The 19,245-nt window shown below is 74.0% G+C and carries 18 protein-coding genes; 14 read left to right on the top strand and 4 right to left on the bottom strand.

Annotation, left to right across the window (positions count from 1 at the left end; genetic code table 11):
• Positions 1-213: 213 nt before the first annotated feature.
• From SM793_RS33645 to SM793_RS33660, 4 genes are all read left to right on the top strand, one after another.
• Positions 214-2,799, top strand: coding sequence for a sensor histidine kinase KdpD (locus SM793_RS33645; protein WP_320442127.1), 2,586 nt, complete (start codon positions 214-216; stop codon positions 2,797-2,799).
• 178 nt (positions 2,800-2,977) lie between these two features.
• A complete protein-coding gene (locus tag SM793_RS33650; RefSeq protein ID WP_320442128.1) occupies positions 2,978-3,658 on the top strand; it encodes a response regulator in 681 nt (226 codons plus the stop codon).
• 120 nt (positions 3,659-3,778) lie between these two features.
• On the top strand, positions 3,779-4,186 hold the full coding sequence (locus SM793_RS33655; RefSeq protein WP_320442129.1) for an OB-fold nucleic acid binding domain-containing protein: 408 nt from the start codon (positions 3,779-3,781) through the stop codon (positions 4,184-4,186).
• 2 nt (positions 4,187-4,188) lie between these two features.
• Complete coding sequence (locus SM793_RS33660) at positions 4,189-4,962, top strand: DUF3159 domain-containing protein (RefSeq protein WP_320442130.1); 774 nt, start codon at positions 4,189-4,191, stop codon at positions 4,960-4,962.
• Positions 4,963-5,082: 120 nt separating this feature from the next.
• Here the strand turns inward: SM793_RS33660 and SM793_RS33665 are convergent, their stop codons facing one another.
• Both SM793_RS33665 and SM793_RS33670 read right to left on the bottom strand, forming a co-directional pair.
• The gene (locus SM793_RS33665) at positions 5,083-5,754 is read right to left on the bottom strand and encodes a TrkA family potassium uptake protein (RefSeq protein ID WP_320442131.1); all 672 of its coding nucleotides are present in this window, start codon (positions 5,752-5,754) and stop codon (positions 5,083-5,085) included.
• A complete protein-coding gene (locus SM793_RS33670) occupies positions 5,754-6,422 on the bottom strand; it encodes a TrkA family potassium uptake protein (protein ID WP_320442132.1) in 669 nt (222 codons plus the stop codon). Before SM793_RS33670 ends, SM793_RS33665 begins: the two co-directional genes overlap by 1 nt.
• Positions 6,423-6,679: 257 nt before the next feature.
• Here SM793_RS33670 and SM793_RS33675 point away from each other — a divergent pair, with 257 nt between their 5' ends.
• Positions 6,680-8,746, top strand: a complete 2,067-nt coding sequence (locus SM793_RS33675) for an APC family permease (protein ID WP_413816096.1) — start codon at positions 6,680-6,682, stop codon at positions 8,744-8,746.
• A gap of 476 nt (positions 8,747-9,222) precedes the next feature.
• Positions 9,223-10,539, top strand: coding sequence for a class I SAM-dependent RNA methyltransferase (locus tag SM793_RS33680; protein WP_320442141.1), 1,317 nt, complete (start codon positions 9,223-9,225; stop codon positions 10,537-10,539).
• A gap of 112 nt (positions 10,540-10,651) precedes the next feature.
• Here the strand turns inward: SM793_RS33680 and SM793_RS33685 are convergent, their stop codons facing one another.
• Entirely contained in the window at positions 10,652-10,849 is a 198-nt protein-coding gene (locus SM793_RS33685; RefSeq protein ID WP_320442134.1) for a hypothetical protein, read from the bottom strand.
• 224 nt (positions 10,850-11,073) lie between these two features.
• Here SM793_RS33685 and SM793_RS33690 point away from each other — a divergent pair, with 224 nt between their 5' ends.
• Both SM793_RS33690 and SM793_RS33695 read left to right on the top strand, forming a co-directional pair.
• A complete protein-coding gene (locus tag SM793_RS33690; protein WP_030397363.1) occupies positions 11,074-11,319 on the top strand; it encodes a toxin-antitoxin system HicB family antitoxin in 246 nt (81 codons plus the stop codon).
• Complete coding sequence (locus SM793_RS33695; RefSeq protein WP_037782157.1) at positions 11,316-11,738, top strand: hypothetical protein; 423 nt, start codon at positions 11,316-11,318, stop codon at positions 11,736-11,738. Before SM793_RS33690 ends, SM793_RS33695 begins: the two co-directional genes overlap by 4 nt.
• 26 nt (positions 11,739-11,764) lie before the next feature.
• Here SM793_RS33695 and SM793_RS33700 read toward each other — a convergent pair whose 3' ends face one another.
• Positions 11,765-12,748, bottom strand: coding sequence for a GNAT family N-acetyltransferase (locus tag SM793_RS33700; RefSeq protein ID WP_413816097.1), 984 nt, complete (start codon positions 12,746-12,748; stop codon positions 11,765-11,767).
• A 253-nt stretch (positions 12,749-13,001) separates the two neighbouring features.
• On the opposite strand from SM793_RS33700, the gene SM793_RS33705 reads away from it, so the two are divergent.
• The 6 genes from SM793_RS33705 (at position 13,002) to SM793_RS33730 (ending at position 18,759) form a co-directional block, all read left to right on the top strand.
• Positions 13,002-14,042: a hypothetical protein gene (locus SM793_RS33705; protein ID WP_320442135.1), complete on the top strand. Its 1,041-nt coding sequence runs from the start codon at positions 13,002-13,004 to the stop codon at positions 14,040-14,042.
• Positions 14,039-15,010 carry an alpha-L-glutamate ligase gene (locus tag SM793_RS33710; RefSeq protein WP_320442136.1) on the top strand — a complete coding sequence of 324 codons (972 nt, stop codon included), beginning with the start codon at positions 14,039-14,041 and terminating at the stop codon, positions 15,008-15,010. The genes SM793_RS33705 and SM793_RS33710 overlap by 4 nt, the downstream gene beginning before the upstream one ends.
• Positions 15,011-15,062: 52 nt before the next feature.
• Complete coding sequence (locus tag SM793_RS33715) at positions 15,063-15,911, top strand: putative RNA methyltransferase (protein WP_320442137.1); 849 nt, start codon at positions 15,063-15,065, stop codon at positions 15,909-15,911.
• Positions 15,912-16,070: 159 nt separating this feature from the next.
• Positions 16,071-17,528, top strand: a complete 1,458-nt coding sequence (locus tag SM793_RS33720; protein WP_320442138.1) for an ATP-binding protein — start codon at positions 16,071-16,073, stop codon at positions 17,526-17,528.
• Entirely contained in the window at positions 17,525-17,902 is a 378-nt protein-coding gene (locus SM793_RS33725; RefSeq protein ID WP_320442139.1) for a nucleotide pyrophosphohydrolase, read from the top strand. The genes SM793_RS33720 and SM793_RS33725 overlap by 4 nt, the downstream gene beginning before the upstream one ends.
• A 158-nt stretch (positions 17,903-18,060) precedes the next feature.
• Positions 18,061-18,759, top strand: coding sequence for a DUF6099 family protein (locus SM793_RS33730; RefSeq protein WP_320442140.1), 699 nt, complete (start codon positions 18,061-18,063; stop codon positions 18,757-18,759).
• Positions 18,760-19,245 lie beyond the last annotated feature (486 nt).

The following is a 19,245-nucleotide window of genomic DNA, read 5'->3' on the forward strand; positions in this document are numbered from 1 at the left end:
CCGGAGAATTCGGCCCGCAGCCGGTGGCCCAGCCGGTCGCCGTGCCGGCCGGTGCCGCCCCGGCGGCCTGCGGGGCCCCATCAAAATGGCGCTAAAACTCCCAGCTCAAGCCCCGGATCGCTGGCAGAGCGACGTCTTCGCCGTAGTCTCGAAGGCGAAGGGAACTGGTGTCCGGGATGGCCGCCAGCTTCGGTCGGATCAAGAATGGTGCACATGGGACGCGGCAGGCTACGGATCTACCTCGGGGCGGCCCCCGGGGTCGGCAAGACGTACGCCATGCTCGCGGAGGCGCACCGGCGGCTGGAGCGTGGCACTGACGTCGTGGTGGCGTTCGTGGAGGACCACGGGCGCCGGCACACGGCGGCCCGGGCGGCGGGACTCGAGCTGGTACCGCGGCGGGAGCTGACGCACCGCGGGGCCGTGTTCACGGAGCTGGACCTGGACGCTCTGCTGGCGCGTCGGCCCCAGGTGGCGCTGGTGGACGAGCTGGCGCACACCAATGTGCCGGGGTGCCGGAACGAGAAGCGCTGGCAGGACGTCGAGGAGCTGCTCGCGGCCGGGATCGATGTCGTATCGACGGTGAACATCCAGCACCTGGAGTCGCTCGGGGATGTCGTCGAGGGCATCACCGGGGTGCGGCAGCGGGAGACCGTGCCGGACGAGGTGGTGCGCCGGGCGGATCAGATCGAGCTGGTCGACATGTCGCCGCAGGCGCTCCGGCGCCGGCTCGCGCACGGCAACGTGTACGCGCCGGAGAAGGTCGACGCGGCGCTCGCCAACTACTTCCGGCCGGGGAACCTGACGGCGCTGCGGGAGCTGGCGCTGCTGTGGACGGCCGACCGGGTCGACGAGTACCTGCAGAAGTACCGGGCCGAGCAGGGCATCAAGGGCACCTGGCAGGCGCGTGAGCGGATCGTGGTCGGTCTGACGGGTGGTCCGGAGGGCGCCACGCTGATCCGCCGGGCGGCCCGGATCGCGGCCCGCGGATCCGGCGGGGAACTGCTGGCCGTGCACATCTCCCGCTCGGACGGGCTGGCCGGTTCCGGTTCGGGGTCGTCGCAGACGCTGATCGAGCAGCGGGCGCTGCTGGAGAGCCTGGGGGGTTCGTACCACGCGGTGCTCGGGGACGATCCGGCCGCCGGCCTGCTGGAGTTCGCGCGCGGGGTGAACGCGACCCAGATCGTGCTGGGCACCAGCCGCCGTCCGGCCTGGCAGTACGTCTACGGGCCCGGTGTGAGCGGCACGGTGACCCGGGAGTCGGGCGACATCGATGTGCACATCGTCACGCACGAGCACGAGGCGAAGGGCCGGGGGCGGATTCCGATCCGCCGGGTGACCGATCTCGGCCGGACCCGGGCGGTCGGCGGCTGGCTGATCGGGGTGGCGGGGCCGCCGCTGCTGGCGCTGCTGCTGATCAATGTGGACGGTCTCGGCCTGACCACGGACATGCTGCTGTTCCTGTCGCTGACGGTGTGCGCGGCGCTGGTGGGCGGGCTGTACCCGGCGGTGGCCTCCGCGCTGGTCAGCTCCTCGGCGCTGAACTACTACTTCGCTCCACCGATACACACCTTCACGATCGACGAGCCGCAGAACATCCTGGCGGTGGCGATATTCACCGCCGTCGGTATCGCCGTGGCCTCGGTGGTCGACCTGGCGGCCCGGCGGACCCATCAGGCGGCCCGCAGCCAGACCGAGGCACAGACGCTCAGCGCCCTGGCGGGCACGGTCCTGCGCGGGGCGCCCAGCGGGGACGGGGTGCTGACCGCGCTGCTGGAACAGGTCCGGGAGACCTTCCAGCAGGAATCGGCGGCGCTGCTGGAGCGGCCCGACCCGCTGGGGGCGTGGCAGCCGGTGGCGACGGCGGGCCCGCGTCCGCCGGAGCGGCCGGAGACGGCCGACGTCGACGTGCCGGTCGGGGAGCACCTGGCCCTGGCGCTGCGGGGCCGGGTGCTGCCGGCCGAGGACCGGCGGCTGCTCGGGGCATTCGCGGCCCAGGCGGCCGTGGTGCTGGAGCGCCGGCGGCTGGCGGGAGAGGCGGCGGCCGCGCGCCGTGAGGCGGAGGGCAACCGGATCCGGACCGCGCTGCTGGCCGCGGTCTCGCACGATCTGCGGACCCCGCTGGCCGGGATCAAGGCCTCGGTGAGTTCGCTCCGCTCGGCGGACGTGGAGTGGGACGAGGCGGACGAGGCGGAGCTGCTGGCCGGGATCGAGGCGGGGGCGGACCGGCTCGACCACCTGATCAACAATCTGCTCGACATGAGCCGGCTGCAGACCGGCACGGTCACCCCGCTGATCCAGGAGACCGATCTGGACGAGGTGGTGCCGTTCGCGCTGGGCGGTGTCCCGCCGGGCGCCGTCCGGCTGGACGTACCGGAGACCCTGCCGATGATCCGGGCGGACGGCGGGCTGCTGGAGCGCTCGCTCGCCAATCTGATCGAGAATGCCGTGAAGTACAGCCCGGAGGGGGTGAAGGTGCTGGTCAAGGCCGGTGCCCTGCGACCGCCGGGCGAGCCGGGCCGGGTCGAGCTGCGGATCGTGGACCGGGGGCCGGGGGTGCCGGAGGAGGCCAAGGAGCGGATCTTCGCGCCCTTCCAGCGCTACGGCGACGCGCCGCGCGGGGCCGGGGTGGGGCTCGGGCTCGCGGTGGCGCGGGGCTTCGTCGAGGCGATGGACGGCTCCGTGACCGCCGAGGACACTCCGGGCGGCGGGCTGACCATGGTGGTCACCCTGCCGGCCGCCGAGCGTGTGCCCGGGCCGGGGGACGCGCCGGGGCCCGAGCTTCCCGCGGCTCCCGCATGACCGCCTCCGCCCAGGGAGCGCCCGGTGCCGGACCGCTTCCTCCGAACGCCCGGCATCCCGACGACCGGGATCCCCCCGGCCGACTTCCCGTAGGCCGGGCCCCGAACGACCGCTTGCCCGACGACCGCTTGCCCGACGACCACCTCCCGATCCGACAGCCCCGAAAGGCGGAGCCCGCATGACCCGGGTCCTCGTCGTGGACGACGAACCGCAGATCGTCCGCGCGCTGGTGATCAACCTCAAGGCCCGCAAGTACGAGGTCGACGCGGCGCACGACGGCGCGAGCGCCCTGGAACTCGCCGCCGCCCGCCATCCCGACGTCGTCGTCCTCGACCTCGGCCTGCCCGACATGGACGGGGTCGAGGTGATCAGGGGCCTGCGCGGTTGGACCCGGGTGCCGATCATCGTGCTCTCGGCGCGGCACGCCTCCGACGAGAAGGTGGAGGCCCTGGACGCGGGCGCCGACGACTACGTGACCAAGCCCTTCGGCATGGACGAGCTGCTCGCCCGGATGCGCGCCGCCGTCCGCCGGGCCGAGCCGGTCGCGGGGGAGGACGACTCGGTGGTGGTCACCGAGAGCTTCACCGTCGACCTGGCGGCGAAGAAGGTGAACCGGGACGGCGGCGACGTCCGCCTTACCCCGACCGAGTGGCATCTGCTGGAGGTCCTGGTCCGCAACGCGGGCCGGCTGGTCAGCCAGACCCAGCTGCTCCAGGAGGTGTGGGGGCCGGCCTACCGCACCGAGACGAACTATCTGCGGGTGTACCTCGCCCAGCTGCGGCGCAAGCTCGAACGGGACCCCTCCCACCCGCGCCACTTCATCACCGAGCCGGGGATGGGCTACCGCTTCGAGGCGTGACCGGCCTGCGGTCCGGGTGCGGCCGACGGCCGCCGCGGAACGCCCGGAGAAGCCCCGTGAGGGCCCCGGGCGGCTTGCGCGGCCTGCCGCCCGGGGCCCCGGAACCGGTACCCTTCCGGCATGAGTGGTGACAACAGCAGCGGCCAGCCACAGGGGCGCTTCCGCCGCATGCTCAGTCGGCTTACCTCCTCCGCGGAGGAGCTCCAGGCCGAGGAGCTGCGTCAGGAGAGCGCGGCGGAGTCGGGCTGTACCCCGATCGCCAGCTGCGGGGACCGGCAACTGGTCACCGTCGCGGGCACCCTGCGCACCGTGACGCTTCGCCCGAGGGCCGGCGTGCCGGCCCTGGAGGCGGAGCTCTTCGACGGCACCGAGGCGCTGGACGTGGTCTGGCTCGGACGCCGCTCCATCATGGGCATCGAGCCGGGGCGTCGTCTGGTCGCCAGCGGCCGGATCAGTCATGCGCGCGGTCGGCGGGTGCTGTTCAACCCCCGCTACGAGCTGCGTCCGGTCGGACACGGGAGCGAATGAGCGTGAGCAAGCAGTCCGGCGGCGATTCCGCCGCCCAGCTCGGTCTGGTGGAGGTGGACGCCGACGAGGCGGCCCGCCAGGCGCAGGCCTCGCGGGAGGCCGCGGACACCGTGATGAAGGCCTTCGGCGGGGTCCGGGGCATGATCGACATGACCCTGCCCGGCCTGGTCTTCATCGTCACGTACAACATCACCCACAAGGTGCCGGCGGCCGCCTGGGCGGCGCTCGCCCTGAGCGCGCTGTTCGTGGTCGCGCGGCTGTTGAAGCGGGAGACCGTCCAGCACGCCTTCAGCGGGGTGTTCGGCGTCGCGATCGGTGCCTGGATCTCGATGAAGACCGGCAAGGCGGAGAACTTCTACCTGCCCGGCCTGCTCTGGAACGTCGGCTACTGCGTGGGCCTGGCCGTGTCGGCGCTGGTCCGCTGGCCGCTGATCGGCATCATGCTCGGCCCGGTGACCGGCGAGATGTTCACCTGGCGCAAGGAGAACCCGGGCCGGCTGGCCGCCTACATCAAGGCCACCTGGGCCTGGGTGGTGATCATGGGCATCAAGCCTCTGATCCTCTTCCCGCTGTACTTCACCCACAACGTCAACCTGCTGGGCTGGCTCAAGGTCGCCCTGGGCATCCCGCCGTTGCTGCTGGCGATGTACGTGACCTGGCAGATCCTGTTGAAGGCGCCGCCGCCGATCAAGGCGCAGCTGGACGAGGAGCCGGAGGCGGGGCAGGAGCAGCCCGGCCACGAGCACTCCGCGGGCGGTCCGGCCCGGGGGAACTGACCCGGCCGGGGACCGGCCGGACCGGCCGGGACAGTACTCGCACGGAACGCCGGGGGCCCGCACTCACGAAGAGTGCGGGCCCCCGGCGTTCTCGTACGGCGGCGTTCCCGTACGGCGGTGCTACTGGGGGGCGGGGGAGCTGGAGAGCAGCTCCTCCAGCTCCTCCTCGCGCTCCTGGGCCGCCACGAAGAGCAGCTCGTCGCCGCCCTCCAGGGTGTCGTCCTTGCCCGGCACCAGGACCCGGCCCTCGCGGATGATCGTCACCAGGGCGGTGTCCTGCGGCCACGCCACGTCGCCGACCCGGGTGCCGACCAGCTCGGTGTCGGAGGCGAGGGTCAGCTCGACCAGGTTGGCGTTGCCCTGGCTGAAACGCATCAGCCGGACCAGGTCGCCGACGCTGACGGCCTCCTCGACCAGGGCGGACATCAGGCGCGGGGTGGAGACGGCGACGTCCACGCCCCAGGACTCGTTGAAGAGCCACTCGTTCTTCGGGTTGTTCACCCGGGCGACCACCCGGGGCACCCCGTACTCGGTCTTCGCGAGCAGCGAGACGACCAGGTTGACCTTGTCGTCGCCGGTCGCGGCGATCACCACGTGGCAGCGCTGCAGCGCCGCCTCGTCGAGCGAGGTGATCTCGCAGGCGTCGGCCAGCAGCCATTCCGCCATGGGCACCCGTTCCACCGAGATGGAGTTCGGGTTCTTGTCGATCAGCAGGACCTCGTGGCCGTTCTCCAGCAGCTCGCCGGCGATCGAGCGGCCGACGGCGCCGGCTCCGGCAATGGCGACTCGCATCAGTGGCCCTCCTTCTCCGGGCCCCGCGCGAACGCGGCCTCGACCGTCGTCAGGTCGGCGCGGCGCAGCATCACGTGCACCAGGTCGCCCTCCTGAACCACCATCTGGGGCGAGGGCAACACGCCCTCGCCGAGCCGGGTGAGGAACGTGACCCGGGTGCCGGAGGCCTCCTCCAGCTCGCTCAGCCGGCGGCCGACCCACTCCGGGGAGTAGGCGACCTCGGCGAGCTGGACGGCGCCGCTCGGGTCCTGCCAGAGCGGCTCGGAGCCGCTCGGCAGCAGTCGGCGCAGCATCTGGTCCGCCGTCCAGCGCACGGTGGCGACGGTCGGGATGCCCAGGCGCTGGTAGACCTCGGCGCGGCGGGGGTCGTAGATCCGGGCCGCGACGTTCTCCACACCGAAGTTCTCGCGGGCCACCCGGGCGGCGATGATGTTGGAGTTGTCACCGCTGGAGACGGCGGCGAAGGCGCCGGCCTCCTCGATCCCCGCCTCCTTGAGGGTGTCCTGGTCGAAGCCGACGCCGGTCACCCGGCGCCCGTTGAACCCGGCGCCCAGCCGGCGGAAGGACGTCGGGTCCTGGTCGACCACGGCCACCGAGTGACCCTGTTTCTCCAGTGCGCGGGCGAGCGCGGAGCCCACCCGGCCGCAGCCCATGATGACGATGTGCACCGGCGCTACCTCACCCGTCCCGTTGGGGCCATGACCTGCGCAAACACCGCTCAATCTCCGTTTCCCCGCCCTGGTTCCCGGGGCGGGCGTCCTCGTGGGGCTCGGTACGACAACCTGAGTGTTGCCGCCCTGCTCGTATCCGACACGCTAGCCGGTCCACCGAACACAGTCGCGACGAAGGGGCACCCCGACGGGCGGCAAAGGGGTGGCCCTTCGGACCCCGGCGCCGACTACCCCTACGATTCCTTAACGTGCCTATGCCGACTGACCTACCGAAACGCATCCTGATCGGCCGTGCGTTGCGCAGCGACAAGCTGGGGGAGACTCTGCTCCCCAAGCGCATCGCGCTGCCCGTCTTCGCCTCGGACGCGCTCTCCTCGGTCGCGTACGCGCCCGAGGAGATCCTGCTGACGCTCTCCCTGGCGGGTGCCTCGGCCATCCACTTCTCGTGGCAGATCGGCGTCGTCGTCGCCATCGTCATGCTCGCCGTGGTGGCCTCCTACCGGCAGAACGTGCATGCCTATCCGAGCGGCGGCGGCGACTACGAGGTCGCCACCGTGAACCACGGCCCCAACTCCGGCCTGGTGGTCGCGAGCGCGCTGATGGTCGACTACATCCTCACCGTCGCGGTCTCCACCACCTCGGGCGTGGCCAACGTGGTGTCGGCGGTGCCGTCGCTGCGCGGCCACGAGCTGACCCTGTCGGTGGTCGTGGTCATCGTGCTGATGGGCATCAACCTGCGCGGCGTCCGGGAGTCCGGTTCGGCGTTCGCCGTCCCGACCTACGCCTTCATGGTCGGTGTGCTCGGCATGGTGGTGTACGGCGTGGTCCGGCACTTCGGCCTGGGGCAGGACATGCCCTCCGAGAGTTCCGGCTTCCAGCTGCAGCCGACCGCGGGGAACGAGTCCCTGGCGGGCTTCGCCATGGTGTTCCTGCTGCTCAAGGCGTTCTCCTCGGGCTGTGCGGCGCTGACCGGCGTGGAGGCGATCTCCAACGGCGTGCCCGCGTTCCGCAAGCCGAAGAGCAAGAACGCGGCGACCACCCTGCTGATGATGGCCAGCATCGCGGTCGTGATGTTCATGGGCATCATCTGGCTGGCCAGGCTGACCGGCGTCCAGATGGCCGAGGAGCCCGCGGAGCAGCTGGCCGGCGTGCCCGGCGACTACCACCAGAAGACGGCGCTGGCGCAGATCAGCGAGGCCGTGTTCTCCAACTTCACGCCGGGCTTCTACTTCGTCGCCGCGGTGACCGGCCTGATCCTGGTGCTGGCCGCGAACACCGCGTTCAACGGCTTCCCGGTGCTGGGCTCGATCCTGGCCCAGGACCGCTACCTGCCGCGCCAGCTGCACACCCGCGGCGACCGGCTGGCCTTCTCCAACGGCATCATCCTGCTGGCGCTGGCCGCGATCCTGTTCATCATCGCCTTCGACGCGGACCCGACCAGGCTGATCCAGCTCTACATCGTCGGCGTCTTCGTGTCGTTCAACATGAGCCAGTCCGGCATGATCCGGCACTGGACCAGGCATCTGCGCACCGAGACCGACCCGGCCAAGCGCCGCCACATGCAGCGCAGCCGGGCGATCAACACCTTCGGCCTGGTGATGACCATGGCCGTGCTGATCGTCGTGCTCGCCACCAAGATCAGCCACGCCTGGATCGCGATCGCGGCGATGGTCGTGCTGTTCGTCATGATGAAGGCGATCCGCCGGCACTACGACCGGGTGTCGGCGGAGCTGGTCGCCGCCGAGGAGCCGGACGACGTGGTGCTGCCCACCCGGGTGCACGCCATCGTCCTGGTCTCCAAGCTGCACAAGCCGGCGCTGCGCGCGCTGGCGTACGCGCGGCTCGCCCGGGCGCACACCCTGGAGGCGGTGACCGTGAACGTCGATCCGGCGGACACCGCGGCGCTGCGCGCGGAGTGGGACGAGCGCGGCATCGAGGTGCCGCTGAAGGTCCTGGACTCGCCGTACCGGGAGATCACCGCGCCGGTGCTGGACTACGTGAAGAACCTGCGCCGCAGCAGCCCGCGCGACGTGGTCTCGGTGTACATCCCGGAGTACGTGGTCGGTCACTGGTACGAGCACCTGCTGCACAACCAGAGCGCGCTGCGGTTGAAGGGCCGGCTGCTGTTCAAGCCGGGGGTGATGGTGACCTCGGTGCCGTGGCAGCTGGAGTCGTCCGAGCGGCGCAAGCCGCAGAAGGCCTGGTCGGCGCCGGGTGCGGTGCGACGTGGTGAGCCCCGGGCGCCGAAGGCCGTAAAGTCGGAAGTCTCGGCGAAGCCCGCCGGGTCGGCTGACAGCGGCAAGAAGGACTCCTCCCAGTGACCCGCAACACCCCGTCTCGTTCCAACGGCTCCTCCGGCAAGGGTGCCCGCAAGGGCGGTTCGTCCGGCCGGCCGGGGCAGGTCGCCCGGCCCCGCTGGGGCAAGCCGTCGCGGCCGGAGGCGACCGACCGCGAGGGATTCACCGCGCGGACGGCGCCGCTCGCGCCGGAGGAGCGCGCTCCGGAGCGCCCGGAGCGCGCTGAGCGTACTGAGCGTACTGAGCGCACCGACCGGCCGGAGCGGGCCGGGCGCGCCGAGCGTGCTGAGCGCTCCGGGAACGCCGGAGGTGCGGGTCGGCCGGAGCGGGCCGAGCGTGCGCCGCGCGGCGAGCGTGACGGCCGTTCGGACCGTTCGGGGCAGCAGGGGCAGCCGGGCGACCGGTCGAAGGAGGGCGCGCGCCCGCGCAAGCAGGCCGTGCGCCCGCCCCGCGCGCTGCGCTCCACCGCCCGCGCGCCCCGCGCCGAGTCCGCGCCCAGGGTGCCCGCCGGCGACTCGCTGATCGGCGAGCGCTACGAGGTCGAGGTCGGTGCGGTCGCCCACGGCGGCGGGCACTGCGTGGCGCGGCACGAGGGCCGGGTCCTGTTCGTCCGGCACACGCTGCCGGGCGAGAGGGTGATCGCCCAGGTCACCGAGGGCACCTCCGCCTCGCGTTTCCTGCGCGCCGACGCGGTCGAGGTGCTGGAGCCCGCCAAGGAGCGGATCGCCGCGCCGTGCCCGTTCTCCGGGCCCGGCAAGTGCGGCGGCTGCGACTGGCAGCACGTGACGCCCGGTGGCCAGCGCAAGCTCAAGGTGCAGGTGCTGACCGAGCAGCTGGCCAAGCTGGCGGGCCTGACCCCGGCCGAGGCCTGCTGGGACGGCAGCGTCGAGCCGGTCGGCGACAAGCTGCCGGCCGGACAGGTGCCGGCCTGGCGCACCCGGATCCAGTACGCCGTCGACCCGGGCACCGGCAAGGTGGGGCTGCGCAAGCACCGCTCGCACGACATCCAGCCGATCGACCGCTGCCTGATCGCCGCCGAGGGCGTCACCGAGCTGGGCGTGGAGGCGCGCGACTGGCCGGGCGTCGCCTCGGTCGAGGTCATCGCCGCCGCCGGCTCCTCCGACCGCCAGGTGGTCCTCACCCCGGCCCCGGGCGCCCAGCTGCCGCTGGTCGAGCTGGACCGGCCGGTCTCCATCAGCCGCATCGACGAGCAGGGCGACTTCCACCGGGTGCACGGCCGGAACTTCGTCCGTGAGCGTGCCGCCGGGCGGACCTGGCGGGTCAGCGACGGCGGTTTCTGGCAGATCCACCCCGAGGCCGCGGACACGCTGGTCGACGCCGTCCTGGACGGTCTGGACCCGCAGTGGGGCGAGAACGCGCTCGACCTGTACTGCGGGGTGGGCCTGTTCGCGGGCGCGCTGGCCGACCGGGTCGGCGAGGACGGCGCGGTGCTCGGCATCGAGTCCGGCAAGCAGGCGGTCGCCGACGCCCGGCACAACCTGGCCGCGCTGGACAACGTCCGGATCGAGTGCGACCGGGTGGAGGTGCTGCTGCCGCGCACCGGCATCACCGCCACCGACCTCGTCGTGCTCGACCCGCCGCGTGCGGGCGCCGGGCGGGAGACCGTCGCGCACCTGGCCGGTCTCGGTGCCCGCCGGATCGCCTACGTGGCGTGCGACCCGGCGGCGCTGGCCCGGGACCTCGGGTTCTTCCGCGAGGGCGGCTACCGTCCGGTGTCGCTGCGGGCGTTCGACCTGTTCCCGATGACGCACCACTTCGAGTGCGTGGCGATCCTGGAGCCGGTCGCGGGCGCGTAGGCGTCGCGACACACGGGCACGGGCCCGGCAGGGCGGTCCGGCACAGGACGGAGGCGGTACCCGGCGTTCGCGCGGGTACCGCCTCCGTCGTTCCGAGGGCCGGTGCGGCGGCTCAGGGCAGGTTGTGCTCCTCTTCCCGGGCGTCGTGCGGCAGGGGGACCCCGTGCTGGGCGGCGAGCCGCAGCAGTCCGGCGATCCGGCCCTCGTACGCCTGGACGCCGTCGGCGTCCCCCTCGGCCCGGGCGGCCGCGAGTTCCTTGCGGGCCTGGTCGAGCTGCTCGCGCAGCTCCTGGTCGAACATCGCTGTCATTGCCGGCCTCCACAACCGGTCGGTGCCGCTCCAGGGAATGCTCAGGGCACTTCAGAGTCTCCGAAGGTGAAGAACTCTTCAAGTCTCACTCCCGGTGGGCCCGGGCGCGTCGGACGACGGGGGAGCGGGTAGTCCGTAGGGGCGCGGGGCGGGCCTACCGGCGGGGCGTGCGGCGGGATGCGCGAGCCCTTGATGTGCTAGCACTTCGGCGCTAGCTTGAATTCATGGGTAAGAAGCAGCTGAACGTCCGGGTGGACGCCACCACCGCGGAGATGGCCCGGGAGCGGGCGGAGCAGCAGGGGATCAGCATGAACCAGTACATCGAACGCCTGGTCCAGCAGGACATGGGCGAGGCGGGGCGGGTGTTCGTCGACGCGGCCGCGCAGTTCATGAAGGAGTACGAGACGGCCTTCCTGGCCGAGTTCGGCGAGCAGCGGGGCGAGGCCGACCTCCAGGACGTGCGCCGTTGAAACTGGAGGTCGACCTCTCGTGGCTGCTCATGACCGCCGAGCAGTACACGCCCGGTGACCCGCAGGTCACCGACTACGGATCGCTGCTCGCCGCCGTCGCCCGGCACCAGGCCGAGATCTTCGACATCGCCGTCTACCCCGAGCCGCAGGACCGCGCCGCCGCCCTCATGCACCAGCTGATCCGGGTGCCGGCGCTGGAGAAGACCAACGAACTGTTCGCCACCGCCGTCGCCTACGCCTACCTGGTGGCTAGCGGCTGCACGGTGGCCACCACCGCCCGTGAGGTGCGCAGCCTCGCCCGGGCCATCCGCGAGGGGCGGCTGACCGTCTCCGGGGTGGCGGACCGGCTGGCCGCCTGGGTGGTGGACGAGGCCGAGGACGAGGAGGTCAGCGGCGAGGACGACGACGACGCGGAGTGAGCGGCGGGGGCGGGGAAGGGGCGGGGTCAGTGGGGACCGGCTCCCGGTTCGGCGATCAGTGCCGTCGCGAAGGAGCGGAAACCCGCCCGGCGGTAGATCCGGGCCACGTCCTCGTCCGCGGCGGACAGGAACACCGTCCGCACCCCGCCGGCCCGGGCGTCCGCGACCAGGGCCGCCGTGACCGCCTGCGCGAGGCCCCGCCGCCGTGCCGAGGGGAGGGTGCCCACCCCGGCCACCTCGGTGACCTCGCCGACCGGATTGTGCTGGCCCGCGCAGAGTGCCGTGCCGCCCCCGAACGCCGCCGCGAGTACCGTCCTCCCGGCGGCGATCCGCCCGGCGAGCCGCTCCGCCGTCCCGTCGGCCCTCAACGCCTCGGCCCGCACGGCCAGTTCGGCCGGACCGGCGCTGCCCCTACCGGTGCCCGGCTCGCCGAACGCCAGGTGCGGGACGGCCAGCGCCTCGGCCAGGGCCGGGTCGTCGGCGGCCAGCACCCGCACCGACACGCCGTCCGGTCCGGCGGCGCCCCCGTGCTCGTTCCCGTGCTCGTCCCCGTCCCCGTGCTCGTTCCTGTTCTTGTCCGGGTGTCCGCCCTGCGGGCCGAGCACCAGCAGCGGGTGCTCGTGCACGGTCAGCCCCGCCTCCTCCGCGGCGGCGCGCAGCAGCGGGTCGTGCTCCGCCACCCACTCGAAGGCCTCCGGCAGTCCCAGCTCGCGCTGGCGGGCCCGTACCCGGCGGACGTCCGCCGCGGTGACGGCGGGGCCCTCGTGGCCCAGCGACGGCCGGGCGTAGTACGGCCAGCCGGCGCCCTCCGCGACGAACAGGCTGAGCGGGCCGAAGTCCTCGACCCGGGCGGAGCTGCGCGGCACGGCGTCGTAGTAGCCCTCGATCGCTTCGAGGAGGGCCGGGTCCGGCTGCGCCGGGGCGGCGGCGGTGGCGGTCGGGGTCGTCGGAGTGGTGGCGATGGCGGCGCGGGCGGCGGCTGCGGGATCGTGGGAGGTCACGCGGTGCATCAAAGCAGGCCCGCCGCGTTCCCGCGCGGGAATTACGGACGCCCCGCCCGGCCCCCGTCCGCTCCCGCGCGGACGTGACCCGCGGGGCATCCGGCGGCCGTTCGGCCCGGGCATTTCACCGCGATTGTTGCCCAACGCTTACAGGCCGGGCGATCTTGCGTGAGGGCCGCGTGGCATCCTGGGGCCTTTACAGCTCTGCCGGACGTGAACGGCGGACGTCCGCGCTGGGCGAAGCGAGGGGGATGACTGGCTCATGAGGCTCTGCTTTCTGGTGGAGGAGCACTACCGGCACGACGGCATGCCGCTCGACGTCGTCCGCCAACTCACCGCGTGGGGGCACCGGGTGGACGTGCTGCGCCCCGGCGACTCGCTGATGGCGATCTCCGAGGCGGTCCGGGCCGGCAGCCACGACGCCTGGGTGCTCAAGACCGTCTCCGGCGGACCGGGCCTCACCCTGCTGGAGGCCGCCGCCGCCGTCGGCCTCACCACCGTGAACGACGTCAGGTCCATCCGCGGCGTCCGCGACAAGGCCCTCGCCTCCGTGATCGCCCGCACCCGGGGGCTGCCCGTCCCCGTCACCTACGCGGCCGCCCGGTGGGAACGGCTCGCCGAGATCCCCGCAGCCGAGTACCCGCTGGTCGTCAAGCCCGCCGACGGCAGCTCCGGGCGGGCCGTGCGGCTCGTCCGCGACCCCGGGCACCTCGCCGAACTCGGCCCCCTGCTGGCCGGCGAGGGCCTGCTGATCGCCCAGCCCTATGTGCCCAACTCCGGCACCGATCTCAAGGTGTACTGCGTCGACGGCGAGCTGTACGCGACCGAGCGCTGCTCGCCGCTCAACCCCGACCAGGGGGTGCGGGAGCGGCAGGTGCCGCTGCCGGCCGAGGTCGCGCGGATCGCCGCGCAGGTCGGCGAGGTGTTCGGGCTCGACCTCTACGGCGTCGACGTGCTGCTCGGGCCGGACGGCCCGGTGGTCGTCGACATCAACGACTTCCCGAGCTTCCGGCAGGTGCCGGACGCGGTCGCGCGGGTGGCGCGGGCGGTGCTGCGGCTGGCCCGCACCGGCACGGCGGTCACGGCTCCCGCGGTGGCGCTCGACGCCTCGGGGCTGGAGGCGGTCGGGCTGGGGGCCGGGGCGGTCCGGATGCCCGTGCAGGGTGGCGGGGCGGCCGTCGGGGCCGGTGTCGCGAGCGGCCTCGGGGGCGGTGGTGTCGCGGTCGGCGGCGTCGGCGGTATCGGTGGTGTCGGCGTGGGCGTCGGCGGCATCGGGGCAGCGCCTGTCGGCGGCGCGATATGAGGATCGGTCTGATCACCTCCGCCCCGGACCACCCGGTGCTCGCCGCGACCGCCGCGCTGCTGACCGCGCACGGTCACCACATCGAGACCCTCGACCCGGCGGCCGGTCCGGACGGACCGTTCGATCCGCCCGCGGACGTCTACCTGCTCAAGGCGCACACAGCGGCGGCGCTCGCCCTCGCCCGGGGGCTGGAGGAGCGCGGCGTACCCGTCGTCAACCCGGTCGCCGCCACCGAACTCTGCCAGGACCGCCTGGCCATGGCCGAACTCGCCCGGCGGGCCGGACTGCCCTTCGCGCCCACCCGCGCCGCCGCCGACCTCGCCGAACTGCTCGCCGCGGTCGAGACGGGGGGACTCTCCCTGCCGATCGTCGTCAAGAGCCGGCACAGCCGCCGCCACGACCTCGTCGCCCGCGTCGACGACACCGCCCGGCTGCGCGCCCTCGCCGAGGAATGGCCGCACGAGCCCGTCGTCGCCCAGCCCTACCTGCCGAGCACCGGCTGGGACCAGAAGCTGTGGGTCGTCGCCGGGCAGCTGTTCTGTGCCCGCCGCCGCTCCGAGCTCGCCGGCCCCGAACACGCCGAACTCCCCGACGGAGCGGACGGGTTCGGGCCCGCCGAGCTGTCCGCCGAGCGGGCCGCGGTGGCGCTGCGGGCCGGCGAGGTGTTCGGCCTCGACGTCTACGGCGTCGACCTGCTGGACGGGCCGGGCGAACCGGTCGTCGTCGACGTCAACGCCTTCCCGGGCATCCGGGGGCAGGCCGGGGCGCCCGAGGCGCTCGCCGCGCTCGCCCTGCGCGTCGGCGCGGTGGGGACGGCGGCAGGGGCGGCGGCAGGGGCGGCGGCGCCCGGTGTCCCCCGCCCGCGGGCCGACGGCTCCGGCACCGGTAACGGTGCCAGTACCGGTGCCGGCTCCGGCACGGGGACGCCCGCGCCGGCGGATGCGGGACCGGGCACCGCCGCTGGTTAGGCTGGCACTCCCGGCCCGAGCACACGACCGGGCCGCGAGAGAAGACGGACCCTTGCTGCAGGACATCGAGCCCTATCTGGCCTGCCCGCACTGCGCGCGGCCGCTCACCCTCGACGGGCGCACCCTGCGCTGCGCCGGCGGGCACAGCCACGACCTCGCCAAGCAGGGCTACGTCAGCCTGCTCGCGGGTGACGCCCACACCGGCACCGGGGACACCGCCGACATGGTCGCCGCCCGGGGCGACTTCCTCGCCGCCGGCCACTACCGGCCGATCGCCGACGCGCTCGCGGAGGCCGCCGTCGCGGCCGTCGCCGATGCCGATGCCGCGGCGGGGGGACTGGTCGCCGACCTCGGCGCCGGCACCGGCCACTACCTCGCCCACGTCCTGGACGCCCTGCCCGGCCGGCCCGGCGCCGCCCTCGACATCTCCAAGTACGCGCTGCGCCGCGCCGCCAGGGCCCACCCCCGGATCGGCGCCGTGGTCTGCGACGCCTGGCGGCCGCTGCCCCTGCTGGACGCCTCCGCCGGACTCGTCCTCAATGTGTTCGCCCCGCGCAACGGACCCGAGATCCGCCGTGTGCTGCGGCCCGGCGGCACCCTGCTGCTGGTCTCGCCCACCGCCCGGCACCTGCGCGAACTCGTCGCCACCCTCGGCCTGTTGTCGGTCGACGAGGAGAAGCAGCGACGCATCGACGAGAAGCTCGGGCCCTACCTGGCGCCCGCCGGACGGCGCGAGGTCGAGTTCACCATGCGACTGTCCGCCGAGGACGTGCGGACCGTGGTCGGCATGGGGCCGAGCGCCTGGCACACCGACCCGGCCCGGCTCGGGGAGCGGCTCGCGGCACTGCCAGACCCGGTCGAGGTGACGGCGTCCGTCACCGTCGCCGCCTACCGTCGCTGAAACGGCGGACCGCCCCCGGTGCGGCGGCCCCGGTGCGGCGGCCGCCGGTGCGGGGGCGGCCCACCCGGCGTCCCGGCCTCGTGCCGGGGCCACCCCGATGGGATGAATCTGCCGGGCAGGCACGTTTCTGCCGCGTGACCGGCGGCTAACGTCCGACGGGTGAACCGCGACGCCACCCGGCCCGCCGTGCCGGCCCACCCGCAGCAGCGCACCCCGGAACCAGCCCCGGAGGCCGCGACCGCCCGGCGCCCGATCGTCGAGGAGCTCCGACTCACCTCCTTCAAGTCCTACCGGCGCGCGACCCTCCCGCTCGCCCCGCTCACCGTGCTGCACGGCCCCGCCGGCGTCGGCAAGTCCAACGCGCTCGACGCCCTCGCCGTCCTCTCCCGACTCGCCCTCGGCGAGGAGATCGGCGACTCCCTCGACGGCCGGCCCGGCACCACCGGGCCGCTCGCCGCCCCCGTCCGCGGCGGCCTCACCGGATGCGTGCCGCACGGCCGCAACGCCCTCATCCTCGGCTGCACCGTCCGCTCCCCGGACGGGCCGATCGGGCTGGAGGTCGTCATCCGCACCGACGGCCCCGTCCGGATCGCCAGGGAACAGCTCACCCTCGACGGCCGGACCCTCGTCGAGACCGGCGAACAGGACCTGCGCCAGCACCGCGTCAACGTCAGCTGGCACAACGACACCCGGCAGGGCGACATCCGCGCCCCCTTCCCCAGCGGCACCCTGGTCACCGCCCAGATCCCGCTGCGCGTCGCCGGATCCTCGCCCGGCGAACGCAAGGTCCTCGCGGCCGCCGAACAGCTGCTCACCGCGCTGCGCGAGGTCTTCCCGGTCTGCCCCGTACCCGCCCTGATGCGGGGCTGGGCCCGCCCCCACCCGCAGGCCAGGCTGCTCAGCTCGGCCGCCAACATCTCCGCCGTCGTCGCCAGGCTCGGCAACGAGTGCGGCCGCCGGTACGGACAGCTGCTGCGTGTCGTCCAGTCCGCCGCCCCGCACCCGCTGCTCGGCCTCGACCTCGCCCACCGCGGCACCGGCGCCGACCGGCGGGTGCTCGCCGTGTTCGACGAGGGCGTCCTCGGCCGCACCGGGGCCGACCAGGCCTCCGACGGCATGCTCCGCCACCTCGCCTTCGCCGCCGTGCTGCTCACCGGCGCCGGCGTGCTGGACCTCGACGTGGCCGTCGAGGTGCCGTGGGCGCAACGGCAGCTCACCGTGCTGGCGGAGGACCTCGGCGCCGGGCTCTCCACGGACCAGGCCGCCTCGCTGCTGCGGCTCGCCCGCGACATGTCGGGGCGCAACCAGTTGCGGGTGCTCGCCACGCTCCAGGAGCCGGCGGCGGCCCGGGACGCGCTGGGCGGGCCGGGTGAGCTGCCGGCCGGGGTGGCGGTGGTGGAGTGCCGGCGCGATCCGGGCTCGGGGCTCACGGTGCTGCGGACGGAGACGGCGCGGGTGCCGGTGCAGGTGGTGCGCGACGGCGCGACGGCGGGCTCGGGGCCGCTCTCGGGCCCGGGGGCGGGGCCGGCGTCGCCGGAGCCCGGGGCGCCGGAGCCCGGGGTACCAAGCCCCCGGGCCGACCGGACGGCGGGCGATGCGGTAGACCTGGACGGGTGAACGAACGACGCACGGAATCCGTCGGGCCGACCCTGGAAGAGCTGCGGCAACGGCTCGTCGACTTCGCCGCGGCCCGCCGCTGGGAGCCCTTCCACACCCCCAAGAACCTCGCCTCGGCCCTGACCGTGGAGGCCGGCGAGCTGCTGGAGATCTTCCAGTGGCTCACCCCGGAGCAGGCGGCCGTCGTGATGGCCGACCCGGACCGCGCCCACCGGGTGCGGGACGAGGTGGCCGACGTACTCGCCTACCTGCTCCAGTTCTGCACGGCCGTCGGGGTCGATCCGCTGACAGCCCTGGCGGCCAAGATCGAGCGGAACGAACTGCGTTTCCCGGTCCCCGGCACTCCCGCCGAGGGCGAGGAAGTCAACCCGTAGGGGCACACCTAACCCCTGCGGGGGACGGAAGTCGTCCACAGCCCCGGGGTTGTCCACAGGTTCCCGAAGTCCGGATGCGCCACCCCGCCGCCTCGTCGCACCCTCTCACCGTGACCGCGCGGCAGGGCGCCGCGCGGGCGACGGAAGGGGTTCCGGCCGTGGAAGCGCTGCGACTGATCAAGACCGCCCGGCACGCCCTGGCGGAGACCAGGAACGTTCCCGACGTGCTGGCCGAGGCCCGGCAGGCCGCGCTGCTCACCGAGGCGGTGGCCACCCGGCTCGCCAGGTCGGCGGAGGAGGGGCTCTCCGGCCTTGGGCAGCTGTTGGCCGAGGCGGCCACCCATGCGGCCTGCTGCCTGGAGCATCCGGAGGAGGGCGCCTCCTCGGCGTCCGCCTTCGGGCCGGGCGGCCGGGCCCGAAGGCTCACCGAGCTCGGCGAGTTCGGGCCGATGCTCGACGAACTCGGCCGTCTGCTGCGGGACATGGGGGAGACGCTGGTCGTGCTGGCCTGTGGGGCCGACACCGAGAGCCTCTACTGGGCCTGCATCGACGGGGTCGACGCGGGAGCGGAGTGCACCCAGCTGGTCGACCAACTGCTCGACGCCGTGCGGCGGACGGCGGGCGACCGGCCCGAGGAGTACGACGCGGAGCCGTGCGGGGCGGCGGAGGGCGGGCCCGGGGAGCCGTTCGGACCGGACGGTGCCCGACGGCTCCCCGAACCGGCGGCGGAACACGAGAAGCGGTTACTGGTGCTCCGGCTCGACCCGCCGGGTCAGCGGGCGGCGGAGGGCCCGCCGTCCTCGCCGGCGGCGGAAGCGGCCAGGGCGGGGGAGGTGGTACGGGCACCGATGGCCTGAAGGTCGGCGAGGTCCGCGGTCACCGAGGCGAGCAGGCTCCTGCGTCTGCTCCAGCAGGATCTTCGGGGCGGCCGGCGCCGCCGCCCCGTCGGCGGTGGGACGCGGGGAGGTGGTGGACACCTCGGACCAGGGCTCGGGCATGAGGGGACCTCTGCGGATCGGTGGTGCGGTGGGGAGCGGTTGGCGGGTGGCCGGACGCGGCCCCGCCGCTGCAACCAACGAACACCCCGCCGCGCGGTCACCGGCCGCCACTCGATGCGGTCCGACCGCCGGTACGGGTAGGCCGCCCGGGTGACCCCGGACTTGCCGCGGCGGCCTGCCCCGGGCTACGGCCGCCGGTGCGGGGAGGGCTGTCGAGCGCCTTCCTCGCCCGGGCGGCCCGCCCGGGCAAGGCACAGGCAGGGTGAAGGGCGGACGGGGCGACGGGAAGGGCGGGGACGGGGAAGGGGCCGGGGCGGGAGGGGGGAGGGGAGGGGAGGGGGTGGC

The sequence above is a fragment of the Kitasatospora purpeofusca genome (assembly GCF_034043715.1).
GTDB classification, from domain to species: Bacteria; Actinomycetota; Actinomycetes; order Streptomycetales; family Streptomycetaceae; genus Kitasatospora; species Kitasatospora purpeofusca_A.

Bases quoted from the DNA above. Each gene is read 5' to 3' on its own strand.
- SM793_RS33645 (WP_320442127.1), top strand. From the start codon at position 214: ATGGGACGCGGCAGGCTACGGATCTACCTCGGGGCGGCCCCCGGGGTC.
- SM793_RS33650 (WP_320442128.1), top strand. From the start codon at position 2,978: ATGACCCGGGTCCTCGTCGTGGACGACGAACCGCAGATCGTCCGCGCG.
- SM793_RS33655 (WP_320442129.1), top strand. From the start codon at position 3,779: ATGAGTGGTGACAACAGCAGCGGCCAGCCACAGGGGCGCTTCCGCCGC.
- SM793_RS33665 (WP_320442131.1), bottom strand. From the start codon at position 5,754: ATGCGAGTCGCCATTGCCGGAGCCGGCGCCGTCGGCCGCTCGATCGCC.
- SM793_RS33675 (WP_413816096.1), top strand. From the start codon at position 6,680: ATGCCGACTGACCTACCGAAACGCATCCTGATCGGCCGTGCGTTGCGC.
- SM793_RS33685 (WP_320442134.1), bottom strand. From the start codon at position 10,849: ATGACAGCGATGTTCGACCAGGAGCTGCGCGAGCAGCTCGACCAGGCC.
- SM793_RS33690 (WP_030397363.1), top strand. From the start codon at position 11,074: ATGGGTAAGAAGCAGCTGAACGTCCGGGTGGACGCCACCACCGCGGAG.
- SM793_RS33700 (WP_413816097.1), bottom strand. From the start codon at position 12,748: ATGCACCGCGTGACCTCCCACGATCCCGCAGCCGCCGCCCGCGCCGCC.
- SM793_RS33705 (WP_320442135.1), top strand. From the start codon at position 13,002: ATGAGGCTCTGCTTTCTGGTGGAGGAGCACTACCGGCACGACGGCATG.
- SM793_RS33710 (WP_320442136.1), top strand. From the start codon at position 14,039: ATGAGGATCGGTCTGATCACCTCCGCCCCGGACCACCCGGTGCTCGCC.